The organism is Streptomyces sp. NPDC002156, assembly GCF_053593675.1.
Map to the genome: position 1 here is coordinate 1 of NZ_JBSFDA010000215.1, position 15506 is coordinate 15506.

The 15506-nt window shown below is 69.9% G+C and carries 12 protein-coding genes; 7 read left to right on the top strand and 5 right to left on the bottom strand.

Annotated features, from left to right (window positions below):
- Positions 1-131: 131 nt before the first annotated feature.
- Positions 132-2579, bottom strand: coding sequence for a penicillin acylase family protein (locus ACWCRB_RS44425; RefSeq protein WP_451001503.1), 2448 nt, complete (start codon positions 2577-2579; stop codon positions 132-134).
- Positions 2580-2702: 123 nt separating this feature from the next.
- Here ACWCRB_RS44425 and ACWCRB_RS44430 point away from each other — a divergent pair, with 123 nt between their 5' ends.
- On the top strand, positions 2703-4202 hold the full coding sequence (locus ACWCRB_RS44430) for an acyl-CoA synthetase (protein ID WP_451001504.1): 1500 nt from the start codon (positions 2703-2705) through the stop codon (positions 4200-4202).
- 3 nt (positions 4203-4205) lie between these two features.
- Here the strand turns inward: ACWCRB_RS44430 and ACWCRB_RS44435 are convergent, their stop codons facing one another.
- Together ACWCRB_RS44435 and paaK are read right to left on the bottom strand one after the other, a co-directional pair.
- Positions 4206-4796: a cysteine hydrolase family protein gene (locus tag ACWCRB_RS44435; RefSeq protein WP_451001505.1), complete on the bottom strand. Its 591-nt coding sequence runs from the start codon at positions 4794-4796 to the stop codon at positions 4206-4208.
- Between the two features lie 106 nt (positions 4797-4902).
- Entirely contained in the window at positions 4903-6198 is a 1296-nt protein-coding gene (paaK, locus tag ACWCRB_RS44440; RefSeq protein WP_451001506.1) for a phenylacetate--CoA ligase PaaK, read from the bottom strand.
- Positions 6199-6388: 190 nt separating this feature from the next.
- On the opposite strand from paaK, the gene ACWCRB_RS44445 reads away from it, so the two are divergent.
- Positions 6389-7120 carry an alpha/beta fold hydrolase gene (locus tag ACWCRB_RS44445; protein WP_451001507.1) on the top strand — a complete coding sequence of 244 codons (732 nt, stop codon included), beginning with the start codon at positions 6389-6391 and terminating at the stop codon, positions 7118-7120.
- On the opposite strand, the gene ACWCRB_RS44450 is transcribed toward ACWCRB_RS44445, so the two are convergent.
- Together ACWCRB_RS44450 and ACWCRB_RS44455 are read right to left on the bottom strand one after the other, a co-directional pair.
- Positions 7089-9011, bottom strand: coding sequence for a sulfatase (locus tag ACWCRB_RS44450; protein WP_451001508.1), 1923 nt, complete (start codon positions 9009-9011; stop codon positions 7089-7091). The two genes, ACWCRB_RS44445 and ACWCRB_RS44450, sit on opposite strands and share 32 nt — an antisense overlap.
- Positions 9012-9147: 136 nt before the next feature.
- Positions 9148-10767 carry an acyl-CoA synthetase gene (locus ACWCRB_RS44455; RefSeq protein ID WP_451001509.1) on the bottom strand — a complete coding sequence of 540 codons (1620 nt, stop codon included), beginning with the start codon at positions 10765-10767 and terminating at the stop codon, positions 9148-9150.
- A gap of 196 nt (positions 10768-10963) precedes the next feature.
- On the opposite strand from ACWCRB_RS44455, the gene ACWCRB_RS44460 reads away from it, so the two are divergent.
- From ACWCRB_RS44460 to ACWCRB_RS44480, 5 genes are all read left to right on the top strand, one after another.
- Complete coding sequence (locus tag ACWCRB_RS44460) at positions 10964-11764, top strand: crotonase/enoyl-CoA hydratase family protein (protein WP_389347420.1); 801 nt, start codon at positions 10964-10966, stop codon at positions 11762-11764.
- A 124-nt stretch (positions 11765-11888) separates the two neighbouring features.
- Entirely contained in the window at positions 11889-12836 is a 948-nt protein-coding gene (locus ACWCRB_RS44465) for a Zn-ribbon domain-containing OB-fold protein (protein ID WP_451001510.1), read from the top strand.
- The gene (locus tag ACWCRB_RS44470) at positions 12833-13891 is read left to right on the top strand and encodes a thiolase domain-containing protein (RefSeq protein ID WP_451001511.1); all 1059 of its coding nucleotides are present in this window, start codon (positions 12833-12835) and stop codon (positions 13889-13891) included. The genes ACWCRB_RS44465 and ACWCRB_RS44470 overlap by 4 nt, the downstream gene beginning before the upstream one ends.
- Positions 13881-15047 carry a thiolase domain-containing protein gene (locus ACWCRB_RS44475; protein WP_451001512.1) on the top strand — a complete coding sequence of 389 codons (1167 nt, stop codon included), beginning with the start codon at positions 13881-13883 and terminating at the stop codon, positions 15045-15047. Before ACWCRB_RS44470 ends, ACWCRB_RS44475 begins: the two co-directional genes overlap by 11 nt.
- Positions 15048-15130: 83 nt before the next feature.
- The gene (locus ACWCRB_RS44480) at positions 15131-15373 is read left to right on the top strand and encodes a DUF397 domain-containing protein (protein ID WP_055523791.1); all 243 of its coding nucleotides are present in this window, start codon (positions 15131-15133) and stop codon (positions 15371-15373) included.
- The last annotated feature ends 133 nt before the right edge of the window (positions 15374-15506 follow it).

A 15506-nucleotide genomic window follows, 5' to 3' on the forward strand; every position in this document is an offset into this window, starting at 1 on the left:
CAACACGCGCGCGTCGCCCCCCCGTTAGGGGGGCCCCCGTCGCGGCCCGTTGCGCGCGGGCGGCCCCCCCGGCCGGGCCCCCCCCCCCCCGGCCCCGGGCCCGGCCCCCCACCAGTCTGACCGTACGTGCGTCAGCCGTGCACCCTGATCACCCGCAGCATGGGCGACGACAGGATGTCCTTCTCGCAGAACCGCGCGCTGACCCATTTCTCGGCCGAGAACAGCCGCGTCTGGTCCGCGAAGTGCGGCGAGTTGGCGTTCGACGACTGGGAGTACGTCAGCAGCGTGCGGGCCACCGGGCAGCGGCTGCCGTCCCAGCCCACGGCCTGGATGTGGCTGGACCCGAACGCGTTGTCCCGGTAGCCGCCGTTCGCTGTGTCCCAGATGGGCTCGATCTTGTTCCACACGCCCAGGGGCTCGGCACCGCCGCCGACGGGGAGGCGCTGACCCTTCCGTACGACGTACTGGTGCTCCCCGAGCCTGGAGTTCAGCGGGATGCTCGCCGCCCGCAGCTCCGTCACCGCGTCGGCGAGGGCCTTGGTGAAGCCCGGCGCGTCGGTGTTGAGCGTGTTCGGGGTGCCGACCGGGTCCGCCGCCGAGAACGGCACCTTCCAGAGTTGCGCGGCCGGCACGGCGCCGAGGAGCTTGCGCCAGAGCCGATCGAAGAGCAGCGCACCCCGGCTGTCGCTGTTCATGGTGCGGTCCCAGGAGGCCAGCACACCGCAGGCCTCGCTGACGTCAACTGCCGTTCCGTCAGTGCCCGTTGCCGTACCGCCCGGCAGTGCCGCGCATGCCCGGGCCGCGTCGGGCGCGGCCAGCGCACCCGTCGTCGAGCGGTTCGCGAACTGGAGCCGCTGGAGATCCGCGACCGTGAGTCCACCCTTCGCAGCCAGCGCCGCGACGTCCGCGACGGCACCGCGGGCACGCGGCGAGGCAGCCGTACGGACCGGGCCGAAGATCCGCTCGTAGCCGGTGATCGGCTGGTCCAGGTTGGCCAGCCACGCGCTGTTGTTGGAGTTCTCGACGTACGGCGTGTCCCGCAGCGTGGGCATGCGCGCGGGTCCGAATATCCCGGGCGCCACGGCGTCCGGGTCGTCGCCGATCGCGCAGTCGGTGCGTGAGCCGTCGAGGATCGCGACCCCCGCCGCCGGGTAGGTGACCCTGCCGAGCGGGGTCGAACAGGCTGCCGCCAACTCGTTGGTGACCCGGGGCAGTACCTGCGACTGGGCGAACAGGGAGTGCCCCGAGGAGTCGGCGGCGACGGTGTTCACCCAGGGGATGCCCTGGTGCTCGTCGAGGGAAGTGAGGACGTCGTCCGTGCCGCGCGCCTTGCTGAAGTCGAGCGAGGTGTCGTAGAAGCGCAGGTTCGCGGCGTTCGGGTCGTTGAGTGCGTACGCCGTTGTCGAGGTCCACGGCAACGGAAGCCCGGCGCTGGGCGACAGGATGACCGGGCCGTAGCGGGTCCACCACTGGGTGCGGGTCACCGGCGCGCCGTCCTTCACCGGGACGGTCACCGACCGGCGTGTCATCTGCTCCGGCTTGCCGTCGACCAGGTACGTCGTCGGGTCGGCGGGGTCCAGCTTCAGCTGGTGCAGGCTGAGCGGCACACCGGTGGACACGGTGTGGCTCCACGCCACGTTCGCGTTGTAGCCGATGGATATGGTCGGGGAGCCGAGCAACGACCCGCCCGCGACGTTCAGTTCACCCGGGATCGTCAGCTGGGACTGCCAGAACCGGCGTCCGCCCTGCCACGGGTAGTGCGGATTGCCGAGCAGCAGACCACGCCCGTTGGCCGTCGTACTGCCGTTGAACGCCACCGCGTTGGAACCCATGTCGGAGATGTCGAACAGCTCGCGCGCGCTCTTGGCGGCGGCGGAGGCGTCCGGAAGGGAGGAGCCGGCGGTGGAAGGGGCGGCGGCGGTGGCCGCGGCGGGTGGCTGCGCGCTGGTGATCTCGTTCACCATGCCGCCCTGGCCACCGAGCACGGCGAGGGCGTACGCGCGGGTCGCCACGTCGAGACCGGTCACCGGCCGGACCCAGGCCGCGCCCGCACACGCCGGGTCCTTGACCCGGTTCTGCTTCAGCCAGGCGTTGTAGCCGGCCGCCCAGCCGTTCATCAGGTCCTTGACGGCCTTGCTCGGACCCTGCGGCGCGGGCTGGGCGAGCAGCCGCTCGACCGTGCCGCTGTCCCGCACGCCACGGAAGTACAGGTCGCTGGAGAGGTTGTCCGAGGCGTCGGAGAGCGAGAAGTCGGTCGCCGCGTCCGGTCCGAAGTAGCGCGAGCGATCGCCGCGCAGGGTCGTGAAACCGTCGGCGAGCACGCACACCTGATCGGCGGCCTGCGCCCAGCCGTTGCCGAAGCCGAGGTTCGCGTAGTTCTTCGCGACGATGTGCGGGATGCCGTACTCGGTGTAGCGGATCACGGCCGACAGGCCGCCCTGGGACGGATGTTGCTGTGCCGCCTGTGCGGCTTGCGCCGCCTGTTGTTGCCGGCTCTGCGCCGTGGCGGCCGGCAGTGCTGTCGTGGCGGTGAGTAACGCGACGGCCGTAACGACGAGCCGTCTTGTGCGGGTGCGCATCGTGCCTCCCAACGTCATTGGGGGAAAGGGCGGTTGAGCGTACCAACGGGTATGTGCACTATGTGTGCGCTGACCTGCTTCGGTGCTTGACCTCCTTCGGGGCCGGAACCAGGATCACGGGTTATGACGCAGCAATACGGCAGCACGGTTGACGGGGTCCTGCGACGCAGCGCCCAGCGCGTTCCGGCGCGGGTCGCGGTCGAGTACCGCGAGCGGTCCTGGACCTACGAGGAACTCGACGAGGCCGTCTCCCGCGCGGCGGGCCTGCTGCGCGGCGAGGGCCTGGCCCCCGGCGACCGGGTCGCCGCCTACGGCCACAACTCGGACGCCTATCTGATCGCCTTCCTCGCCTGCGCCCGCGCCGGACTCGTGCACGTCCCCGTCAACCAGAACCTGACCGGCGACGACCTCGCGTACCTCGTCGACCAGTCCGGCAGCACCCTGGTTCTGGCCGACCCGGACCTCGCGGCCCAACTCCCCGACGGCGTACGGACCCTGCCGCTCCGCGACGCCGACGACTCGCTCCTCGCCCGACTCGCCGACACCGCCCCCTACGACGGTCCCGACTCGCGCACCGAGGACCTGGTGCAGCTGCTCTACACGTCCGGGACGACCGCGCTGCCCAAGGGCGCGATGATGACCCACCGCTCCCTGGTGCACGAGTACCTGAGCGCGATCGCCGCCCTCGACCTGAGCGCCGGCGATCTGCCCGTGCACTCGCTGCCCCTCTACCACTCGGCCCAGATGCATGTGTTCCTGCTGCCGTATCTCGCCGTCGGCGCCACGAACGTCGTCCTCGACGCACCGGACGGCGACGCCATCCTCGACCTCGTCGAGGCCGGCCGGGCGGACAGCCTGTTCGCGCCGCCGACCGTGTGGATCGGCCTCGCCAATCGCCCCGACTTCGCGACCCGCGACCTGAGCGGACTGCGCAAGGCCTACTACGGGGCGTCGATCATGCCGGTCCCGGTCCTGGAACGGCTGCGTGAGCGCCTCCCGAAACTCGCCTTCTACAACTGCTTCGGCCAGAGCGAGATCGGCCCCCTCTCCATGGTTCTCGGGCCCTATGAGCACAAGGGCCGACTGGACTCCTGCGGGCGCCCGGTGCTGTTCGTGGACGCACGGGTGGTCGACGAGGACGGCGAGGACGTACCCGACGGTACCCCCGGCGAAGTCGTCTACCGGTCCCCGCAGTTGTGCGAGGGCTACTGGGACAAGCCCGAGGAGACGAGCGCCGCCTTCCGCGACGGCTGGTTCCACTCCGGTGACCTCGTCGTCCGGGACGCCGACGGCTACTACACCGTTGTCGACAGGGTGAAGGACGTCATCAACACCGGTGGCGTACTGATCGCCTCACGCCAGGTCGAGGACGCCCTGTACACCCATGAGTCGGTCGCCGAGGCGGCCGTCGTCGGCCTGCCCGACGAGCGCTGGATCGAGGCGGTCACGGCGGTCGTCGTCCCGCGCGGCGAGGTCACGGAGGCCGAACTCATCGCCCACGCCCGCGAGAAGCTCGCCCACTTCAAGGCACCGAAGCGGGTTCTGTTCGTCGACGAGCTGCCGCGCAACGCGAGCGGGAAGATCCTCAAGCGGGAACTCAGGGACCGGTTCGCGGACTCCTGACCGTCAGCCCTCGCCGGCGCCCGGGCCCGCGCCCTCGTCGTCGCTCGTGAAGGCTATGTCCGCCGAGCTGACCGTCCCGGCGGTGCGCCCCGGCGCGGTCTGGTACTGCCAGTAGAGGTTGGTGTGGGAGATCACCTCGGCCGGGGCCGGCGCGCCGTACTCCGTGAGGTCCTGCGTGGTGTGGGCGTCGCCGACCAGCGTCACGTCGTACCCGCGCACGAAGCCGCCGTGCAGGGTCGAGCGGACGCACGCGTCGGACTGGGCACCCGTGACGACCAGCCGGCCGACCCCGCGCTCGGCGAGGACGGACTCCAGATCGGTGGCCTCGAAGGAGTCGCCGTACCTTTTGTGGACCACGGGTTCGGCGTCCCGGCGGACCAGTTCCGGCACGAACTCCCAGGGTTCGCTGTCGATCTTGAACTCGTCGCTGGAGTGCTGCACCCAGACCACGGGCACGTCCGCCGCGCGGGCCTTGTCGACGACGGTGTTGATGTTCGCGATCACCGCGTCGCGGTCGTGGGCACCGGCCACCACGCCGTTCTGGACGTCGATGATGAGCAGCGCGCTGTTCGGCCTGCCGGGCAGGGTCGTCATGGGAACCTCTTCGTCTCCTCGGCGCGGATCTTCCTCTCGCCGACCACACTAGAGCCGACCACTGACAACGGCACCTGACCTGCGAAATTCCTTGCCGACCGACGTCTCAGTCGGGCCGCAGATCCACCACCCGCCTGATCTTCCCCACCGACCGCTCCAGTGTCTCCGGCGCCACGATCTCCACCGCCGCCGAGATCCCGATGCCGTCCTTCACCGCCGTCACGATGGCGTGGGCCGCCGCGTCCCGGATCTCGGGGGTGGCGCCCGGGCGGGCCTCGGCGCGGACGGTGAGGAGGTCGAGGCGGGACTCGCGGGTCAGCCGAAGCTGGAAGTGGGGCGCCACACCCGGAGTGCGCAGCACGATCTCCTCGATCTGGGTGGGGAAGAGGTTCACCCCGCGCACGATCAGCATGTCGTCGCTGCGCCCGGTGACCTTCTCCATCCGCCGGAAGACCCGGGCCGTACCGGGCAGCAGACGCGTCAGATCCCGGGTCCGGTAACGGATCACGGGCATCGCCTCCTTGGTGAGCGAGGTGAACACCAGTTCCCCCTTCGCCCCCTCCGGCAGCACCTCGCCCGTGATCGGGTCGACGACCTCGGGGAAGAAGTGGTCCTCCCAGACATGCAGCCCGTCCTTGGTCTCCACGCACTCCTGGGCGACCCCCGGGCCGATCACCTCCGACAGCCCGTATATGTCGACGGCGTCGATCGCGAACCGCTCCTCGATCTCCTCCCGCATCCGCTCGGTCCACGGCTCGGCCCCGAAGATGCCGACCCGTAGGGAAGTACCCCGAGGATCGACGCCCTGCTTCTCGAACTCGTCGAGGATCGTCAGAAGATAGGAGGGCGTCACCATGATGATCCCGGGCTGCAGATCCCGGATCAGCTGGACCTGGCGGGCCGTCATCCCGCCGGACGCGGGGATCACCGTACAGCCGAGCCGTTCGGCGCCGTAGTGCGCGCCGAGACCGCCCGTGAACAGGCCGTATCCGTACGCCACATGGACCGTGTCGCCCGGCCTGCCGCCCGCCGCCCGGATCGAACGGGCCACCAGGTCGGCCCACAGGGACAGGTCGTTGTCCGTGTAGCCGACGACCGTCGGGCGCCCGGTGGTGCCGCTCGACGCGTGGATACGGCGGACCCGGTCCCGGGGGACGGCGAACATCCCGTACGGGTAGGTGTCGCGCAGGTCCGCCTTGGTGGTGAAGGGAAACAAGGACAGGTCGGCGAGGGAACGGCAGTCCTCCGGGTGTACGCCCGCCTTGTCGAAGGACGCGCGGTAGAAGGGCACGTTGTCGTAGGCGTACCGCAGCGAGGTCCGCAGCCGCTCCAGCTGGAGGGCGTGCAGGGCCTCCAGGCCGAGACGCTCGCCCGCGTCCAGCCACTCCGTCGCATCCGCCATCGGGCGTCTCCCTCACATCGCGGCCACCTGGTCCGGCACGGGCGACCGATCATTCGGTCGCCGGTGCTCGGGATCAGTAATCCAGGGGGGCCCGGCGCTCGCAAGAGGTCGTACTTCGAGGATTCGGTGCGTGTCGGCCCTCAGCAGAACGCGGGCCGGGTTCCGCCGACCGCCGGTTACGTTCGTCGGCGTGGACACCGAACTCCGTACCGTCAAGGCGAACGGCATCTCCCTCGCGTACCGGGCCTGGGGCCCCGAGGACGCGCCGCCCGTCCTCCTGCTCCACAGCCGCGGTGCCGACGGCGCGGACTGGGCCCCGGTCGCCGGACGGCTCGCCGCCGGGCCGCGTCGGCTGTACGCCCCCGACCTACGGGGTCACGGACGCAGCGACTGGCCGGGTGCGTACGCGTACGAGGCCATGCGCGACGACGTACGGGCCTTCCTTGACGTCCTGGGCATCGCCCGCGCGGATGTCGTGGCCCACTCCCTCGGCGGCGCCGTCGCGTATCTGCTGGCACAGGACGCCCCCGACGTCGTACGGCGCCTTGTCCTGGAGGACGTACCCGCGCCGTTTCCGCTCGATCCGCCCCGGGCGCCCGCCGAGCGCCCCGACGGCGACCTGCCCTTCGACTGGGCCATGATCCGGTCCACCGACGCCCAGCGGAACGCGCCCGCCCCCGTCTGGTGGGAACACATGTCCGGGATCACCGCGCCGACGCTGGTGATCGGCGGCGGTGCCGGCAGCCCGATCCCGCAGGACGAGGTCGCTGCGCTCGCCGCACGCATTCCCGGGGCCCGGCTGGTGACCGTCGACGCCGGGCATCTGGTCCATGAGACCCGCCCCGAGGAGTTCCTGGCCGTGGTGGAGCCGTTCCTCGGGGCGGACCGCGCTACTTCTTCTCCGGCCCGTACGCCGTCATGAACCGGTCGCGGAACTGGTCCATGCCCCACTTGGGGGCGTTGGCCGCGGGCTTGAGTCCGTCCGTCCAGCCCCAGTCGGCGACTCGGTCCAGCACCTTCGGGTCGTGGGCGACGATCGTGATCGGCACGTCCTTGTTGGCGCTGCCCCCGGTGACCGTGGGGACGGGCTGATGGTCGCCGAGGAGGACGAGGACGGTGTTGTCGTCGCCGTAGCGCTGGACCCACTGGACCAGGCTGTCCAGGGAGTACTGGATGGCCTTGCGGTACTCGGTCCGCACGCGCTTGGCGCTCTTCCAGACCTCGGTGGGGTTCGTACCCTCCGCCTTGATCTTGTTGAAGACCGAACCGTCCCCGAGGTCGTTCCAGTCGACCATGCGGGCGATGGGGGACCAGGGGTTGTGGCTGGAGGCGAGGATGATCTCCGCCATGATCGGCTCGCGGTCCTTCTTCCCGTGCTCCAGCTTCTGGAAGGCCTCCAGGGTGAACTGGTCCGGCACCGGTGTCCAGCTGAAGTACGGACCCTGGTAGCCGAGGTGCGTGGAGTCGTAGATGTTGTCGAGGCCGAAGTACTTGCCCTCGGGCCAGGACTTCCGGACACCGGGGACGATGCCGACCGTGCGCCAGGCGCCGGTCTTCTGGAAGTAGCTGGTGAGGGAGGCGCGGTCACTGGTCGTCACGGTCCGGTACCGCTGCTGGTTCTTGATCCACAGACCGGACAGGAACGTCGTGTGGGCGAGCCAGCTGCCGGCGCCCGTCACGGGTGACGTGAGCCAGCCGCTGCGCGCCGCGAACCCGGCCGACTTGAGCCTGGCGTCGCCCTCCTTGAGCGTCTTGTCGATCTCCGGGGCCATCGTCGGATCGTCGATCGCCACCCGGCCGTAGCTCTCGACGAAGGTGAACAGCACGTCCTTCCCACGAAGCCCGGTCAGCAACTGGTCGGACGGGGTGTTGGCGAAGGCGTCGACGTTGAGCTGCTTCTCGAAGACCTCGGCGTCCCCGAGGCCGTCGCGGACGTACTGCACCTTGTTGGTGAGGTACTGGGAGTAGCCCTTGGTGGCTATCGTCACGCCGCCTGCCTGCGCGCTCATGGTGAAGCAGACGATCCATGCGGTGCCGAGGACCAGCGTGCCGCGCACGGCCGTGGGGCGGTGCCGGGCCATCAGGTCGGCCAGCCGCACCATCGCGAGCGCGCTCAGCACGAGAACGGCGATCAGCAGGACGATCACGCCGATCACCACGAGCACCTCGCCCGAACGACCGAGCGAGTCCTTCAGGAAGTCCGCCCCGTTGCTCAGCAGAACCCAGTCGAAGACCAGGTCGAACGGCCGGGCCAGGGTCTGGTAGAAGCCCATGTCGAGACACTTCAGGACGGTGGACAGCCCGAGGAACGCCCCCAGGACGACGGCCGTGATCCGCCGCGCCTTCGACGGCAGTACGAGCAGGACGGCCGCAAGGAGGATCGCCTCGACAGGCAGACGGAGGAACGACTGCAGGGTGATCCGGTCGAGGCGGTTGGGCATGAGGAGCACGCCGACCACCAGCACACCGGCGAGGACACTCGTGCCCACCCGCACGGCACGTGCGGCGCGGGGGAAACGACGACGCCAGCCGAACCAGCCGGGGCGGACGGAAGAGGAGGCGGCGCTGTTCGGGTCGGGTTCGTCGGTGGCCGCGGAATCGGAGGCCGTCGTGTCGGCGGACTCGTCCGCCTCGTCCGCCGTCGTCGGCCCGGTCGCTTCGGCCGCTTCCTCGTGTGCCGGATCCAGGTCCTTCGGGGCGTCGGGCTCGGTGTCCTTCACCTCGGGAGCGGCCGAGGAATCCTCGGCCGTGGTCCCGTTCGGTGAGTCCGCGTCCGGCTCCGGGAGTTGACGAGGGGGCGTGAGGTGCGACACCGAAGTGTCCTTCCGTGCGATGACCGGTGGTGCGTGACGAAGCGGCCGAAACGGCCGACGTCGACACTACCGGTACGGCTCGCATTCACCTCCGGTTCAGTCCCGCGCGATCATTGACCCGACGTTGAACAAACCCTTACTGATCTGCGGCTACGGCCACTTCTCGCGCCCACCGGTAGTCCGCCTTGCCACTCGGCGACCGCTGGATCGCCTCCGCGATGACCAGCTGCCGGGGGATCTTGTAGCCCGCCAGCTGCGTACGGCAGTGCAGTTGTACGTCCGTCAGCGTCGGCCGCGTCGCGCCATCCCGCAACTGCACCACCGCCGCCACATGGTTGCCCCACGTCGCGTCCGGAACGCCGGCCACGAGCGCGTCGTACACGTCCGGATGGGACTTGAGCGCCTGCTCGACCTCCTCCGGATACACCTTCTCCCCGCCGGTGTTGATGCACTGCGAGCCCCGGCCCAGGACGATGACGACACCCTCCTCGTCGACCGTCGCCATGTCGCCCAGCAACGCCCACCGCTCGCCGTCCTTCTCGAAGAAGGTCTCCGCCGTCTTCCGGGGGTCGTTGTAGTAGCCGAGCGGTACGTGGCCGCGCTGGGCGATCCGGCCCACCTCGCCCGGGGGAACCGGCTCGTAGGTGGCCGGATCCACCACCTGGGTACGCGAGTTGACGCGGATGCGGAAGCCGCGTCCCGGGCCCGAGTCCTCGGTCGCCGTCCCGTTGAAGCCCGACTCCGACGACCCGAAGTTGTTCAGCAGCATGCAGTTCGGCACCAGGGCCTGGAACTGGGCGCGCACCGTGTCCGACATGATCGCGCCGGACGACGAGACACTGAACATCGACGAGCAGTCCGTGCCCTTCATCGGCCCGTTGAGCGCGTCGATCAGCGGACGCAGCATCGCGTCGCCCACCAGGGACACGCTCGTGACCTTCTCCTGCTCGATCGTGCGCAGTACCTCCTCCGGCACGAACTTGCGGTGGATCACCACCCGTTGGCCGAAGTTGAAGGCGATGAAGGCGGTCAGGGTCGAGGTGCCGTGCATCAGCGGGGGAGTGGGGAAGAAGGTGATCCCGTCACCGCCGGCCGCGACCCGCTCGGCGAGTTCCTGCGGAGACTTGACCGGCTCGCCCGTCGGGGCGCCACCGCCCAACCCCGAGAAGAACAAGTCCTCCTGACGCCACATCACCCCCTTGGGCATACCGGTGGTGCCGCCGGTGTAGATGATGAACTGGTCGTCGCCGGAACGGTCCGGGAAGCCGCGCTCGGGTGACCCGGCGGCCTCGGCATCGGCGAAGGCCACCGCGTCCAACTCGGGTGCGTGCGGGGCCGGTTCGCCCACCCTGATCAGGTGCCGCAACGCCGTGGCACGGGGCCGTACCCCCGCCACCCGCTCCGTGAACTCCGCGTCGAAGACCAGGGCGACGAGATCGGCGTCCCGGTAGAGATACGCCAACTCCTCTTCCACGTAGCGGTAGTTGACGTTGACCGGCACGATCCGTGCCTTCAGGCACCCCAGCACGGTCTGGAGGTACTCGATCCCGTTGTAGAGATGCAGCCCCAGATGCTCGCCCGGACGGATCCCGCTGTCGATCAGATGATGGGCGACCCGGTTGGCGGCGGCGTCCAACTCCGCGTAGGTCAGACGGCGTTCCGCGCCCGTGCCCGGATGGTCGATGTACATCAGTGCCGCACGGTCGGGCACCACGTCGACCACCGACTCGAACAGGTCGGCAAGGTTGTACTCCACCGCTCCTCCTGACCCCGGGCACTGCTTGCGGTTTGTCGGCTCGCCGGTCATCAGAGCAAAGGGCACGGCAACTGTGAAGGGGCCGCGTCGAAGAAATCTGACTACCTGTCAGAAAACCCTTGAAGTGCTTCCTCCGCTCCTGCAACCTGTTCTCGTTCTTTCACCTGTTCTCGTTCTTTCAGAGGGGAGACGGTCGATGGGTGGCACGGAACACCTGACCGTGCGGCGCGAGAACGCCACACTGGTCCTCACGCTCAACAGGCCGGAAGCCAAGAACGCGCTCTCGCTGCCGATGCTCGTCGGGCTGTACGACGGCTGGGTCGAGGCGGACGAGGACGACGCCGTCCGCTCCATCGTGCTCACCGGGGCCGGGGGCGCCTTCTGCGCGGGGATGGACCTGAAGGCCCTCGCCGGGAGCGGCATGGAGGGGGAGCAGTACCGCCACCGGCTCAAGGCGGACCCCGATCTGCACTGGAAGGCGATGCTCCGCCATCACCGCCCCCGCAAACCGGTGATCTCCGCGATCGAGGGGTACTGCGTCGCCGGCGGCACCGAGATCATCCAGGGCACCGACATCCGGGTCGCGGGCGAGTCGGCGACCTTCGGGCTCTTCGAGGTCAAACGCGGCCTCTTCCCGATCGGCGGCTCCACGGTCCGCCTGCAACGCCAGATCCCGCGCACCCACGCCCTGGAAATGCTGCTGACCGGCCGCCCGTACACCGCCCAGGAGGCCGCCGCCATCGGCCTGATCGGACACGTCGTCCCCGACGGCACCGCCCTCGACAAGGCGTTGGAGATAGCGGAACGGATCAACGCCTGCGGCCCGCTCGCGGTGGAGGCAGTCAAGGCCTCCGTCTACGAGACCGCAGAACTGACCGAGACCGACGGCCTCGCCGCCGAACTCAAGCGAGGCTGGCCCATCTTCGACACCGCCGACGCCAAGGAAGGCACCCGTGCCTTCGCCGAGAAGCGCCCGCCCGTCTACAAGCGGGCCTAGAGCCTGCCCGGCGGATCATGCCGGAGACGCGGGGCTTGGCACGCACATCTGCGTCAACGAGGCGCCGTTGCTTTCCTCCAGCCTGATCCGCCGGACAGGCCCTACCGCGAAGGAGCACCCCGGGATGACCACCGAAGTCCTCAAAGCCCCCCTGGTCGTCGAATTCCCCTTCACCCGCTCCCTGGGCCCCGTCCAGAGCGCTTTCCTCACCGGCCTGCGCGAACAGGTCGTCCTCGGCGTCCGCACCACCGACGGCCGCACCCTCGTCCCACCTGTCGAGTACGACCCGGTGACCGCCGACGAGATACGCGACCTGGTCGAGGTCGCCCCCACCGGCACGGTCACCACCTGGGCCTGGAACCACGCCCCACGCCGGGGCCAGCCTCTCGACACGCCCTTCGCCTGGGTCCTGGTCCGCCTCGACGGCGCCGACACCGCCCTCCTGCACGCCCTCGACGCCCCCGGCCCCGACGCCGTGCACACCGGCATGCGCGTCCGCGTCCGCTGGGCGGCGGAACGGTCCGGCGCGATCACCGACATCGCCTGCTTCGAGCCGTACGACAGCCCGGACGCCGGTGAACCGCCCGACCACGACGGGCAGTTCGAGGACATGGTGACCGGCATCGTCGCGCAGGCCCGCCTCGACTACACCTACTCGCCAGGCCGTGCCCAAACCGCCTACATCAACGCCCTCGCCGACCGGCGGATCGTCGGCGAACGCTGCCCGTCCTGCCGGAAGGTGTACGTCCCGCCGAGGGGCGCCTGCCCCACGTGCGGTGTCGCCACGTCCGAGCAGGTCGAGGTGGGACCCGGCGGCACGGTCACCACGTTCTGCATCGTCAACATCAAGGCGCGCAACCTCGACATCGAAGTGCCGTACGTCTACGCCCACATCGCCCTCGACGGCGCCGACCTCGCCCTGCACGGCCGGATCGGCGGCATCCCCTACGACCAGGTGCGCATGGGGCTGCGCGTCGAACCGGTCTGGACGGAAGGGGGCCGCTACCCCGACCACTACCGGCCCACCGGCGAACCCGACGCGGACTACGAGACGTACAAGGAGTCGCTGTGACACGCGAGATCGCCGTCGTCGCCTTCGCGCAGACCGAACACCGGCGCACCAGCGACGAGTTGTCCGAAGTCGAGATGCTCATGCCGGTCCTGCACGAGGTTCTCGACCAGACCGGCCTGAAGACCAGCGACATCGGCTTCACCTGCTCCGGCTCCTCCGACTACCTGGCCGGCCGCGCCTTCTCCTTCACCCTGGCCCTCGACGGGGTGGGCGCCTGGCCGCCGATCTCCGAGTCGCACGTGGAGATGGACGGGGCATGGGCGCTGTACGAGGCGTGGACCAAGCTGCTGACGGGTGACACCGACACCGCGCTGGTCTACTCGTACGGCAAGTCCTCGCCGGGCTCGGTGCGGGACGTCCTGACCCGACAGCTCGACCCGTACTACGTGGCGCCGTTGTGGCCGGACTCCGTGGCGCTCGCCGCACTTCAGGCGCAGGCGCTGATCGACGAGGGCCACACCGACGAGCCCGCGCTCGCCTCCGTCGCCGCCCGGAGCCGGGCGGATGCGCAGGCCAACTCCCATGCCCAGCTGCGGGGTTCGGTGCCGCAGGGGGAATATGTCGTACGCCCCCTCCGCACCGGCGACTGTCCGCCGATCGGGGACGGGGCCGCCGCCGTGATCCTCGCCGCCGGTGAACGTGCCCGGGAACTGTGCGAGCGGCCCGCCTGGATCCGGGGCATCGACCACCGCATCGAGGCGCACTCTCTGGGCGTACGTGAGCTGACCGACTCGCCGTCGACGCGCCTCGCCGCCGAGAAGGCCGGCGCCTTCGAATGGCCCGTGGACACCGCCGAGCTGCACGCGCCGTTCACCTCGCAGGAGGTGGTGCTGAGGAAAGCCCTGCGGTTGGGCGACGAGGTCCGCGTGAACCCCTCCGGGGGTGCCCTTGCCGCCAACCCGATCATGGCCGCAGGGCTCATCCGCATCGGCGAGGCCGCAGCCCGTATCCACCGGGGCGAGTCCGACCGGGCCCTCGCCCACGCCACCTCCGGGCCCTGTCTCCAGCAGAACCTGGTCGCCGTACTCGAAGGGGAGCCCCGTCATGCCGAGTGAACCCGTGGCGGTCGTCGGGATCGGCCAGACCAAGCACGTGGCTTCCCGACGGGACGTGTCCATGGCCGGGTTGGTACGGGAGGCCGCTCAACGCGCCCTCGCGGACGCCGAGTTGACGTGGGCCGACATCGACGCCGTCGTCATCGGCAAGGCGCCCGACTTCTTCGAGGGCGTCATGATGCCCGAGCTGTATCTCGCCGACGCGCTCGGTGCCGTGGGCAAGCCGATGCTGCGCGTGCACACGGCCGGCTCGGTCGGCGGGTCCACGGCGCTCGTCGCCACCAACCTCGTCAGGTCCCGCGTCCACGCGACCGTCCTCACCCTGGCCTACGAGAAGCAGTCCGAGTCCAACGCCATGTGGGGACTGTCGCTGCCGATCCCCTTCCAGCAGCCCCTGCTGGCCGGGGCCGGCGGCTTCTTCGCCCCGCACGTCCGTGCGTACATGCGACGCAGCGGTGCCCCCGACACGGTCGGCTCGCTGGTCGCGTACAAGGACCGGCGCAACGCGCTCAAGAACCCGTACGCGCATCTGCATGAGCACGACATCACGCTGGAGAAGGTCCAGGCCTCGCCCATGCTGTGGGACCCGATCCGCTACTCCGAGACCTGCCCCTCCTCCGACGGCGCCGTCGCGATGGTCCTCACCGACCGCGCCGGAGCCGCCCGCTCTCCGCGCCCGCCCGCCTGGCTGCACGGCGGCGCGATGCGCAGCGAACCCACGCTGTTCGCGGGCAAGGACGCCGTGTCGCCGAAGGCGGGCCGGGACTGCGCGGCCGACGTGTACCGGCAGGCCGGGATCGCCGACCCGCGCCGGGACATCGACGCCGTCGAGATGTACGTACCGTTCTCCTGGTACGAACCCATGTGGCTGGAGAACCTCGGCTTCGCGGCGGAGGGCGAGGGCTGGAAGCTGACGGAGTCCGGGGTCACAGAGCTGGACGGGGACCTGCCGGTCAACATGTCGGGGGGTGTTCTGTCCACCAATCCGATCGGCGCCTCGGGCATGATCCGCTTCGCGGAGGCGGCCCTTCAGGTGCGGGGGCTGGCCGGAGAACACCAGGTGGACGGGGCTCGCCGGGTCCTCGGGCACGCCTACGGCGGTGGCTCCCAGTTCTTTTCCATGTGGCTCGTCGGCAGCGAACCGCCCACCTCCTGAAGCATCCCCCTCACGTGGCCTGTCGGCGGCAGGGAGCGATGGCTAGGCTGACCGCGGACGACGAAACCGGGAGGAGCACGGACGTGGCCGAGAGCACGATCCAGGAGCACCCGCTCGCGGGCTGGGACAAGCCGGAGCTGGACCTCAGCAACGCCGACTGGCAGTCCAGCAGCAGTGGGCGGGGGGATGTCCAGATCGCCTTTGTCGAGGGATTCATCGCGATGCGCAACAGTGGCCGCCCGCACAGCCCTTCCCTGATTTTCACGCCCGCGGAATGGGGCGCGTTCGTGTCGGGGGCACGGGAAGGGGAGTTCGACCTGACCTGATGCTTTCTCGCCCCCGCCGCCCCTACCCGTTCCCATCCCTGGGGGCTGCGCCCCCAGACCCCCCTTTCGGCCTGAACGGCCTCGTCCTCAAACGCCGGACGGGCTGAAAGACCAGGAGCGGGGGTTCGGGGGC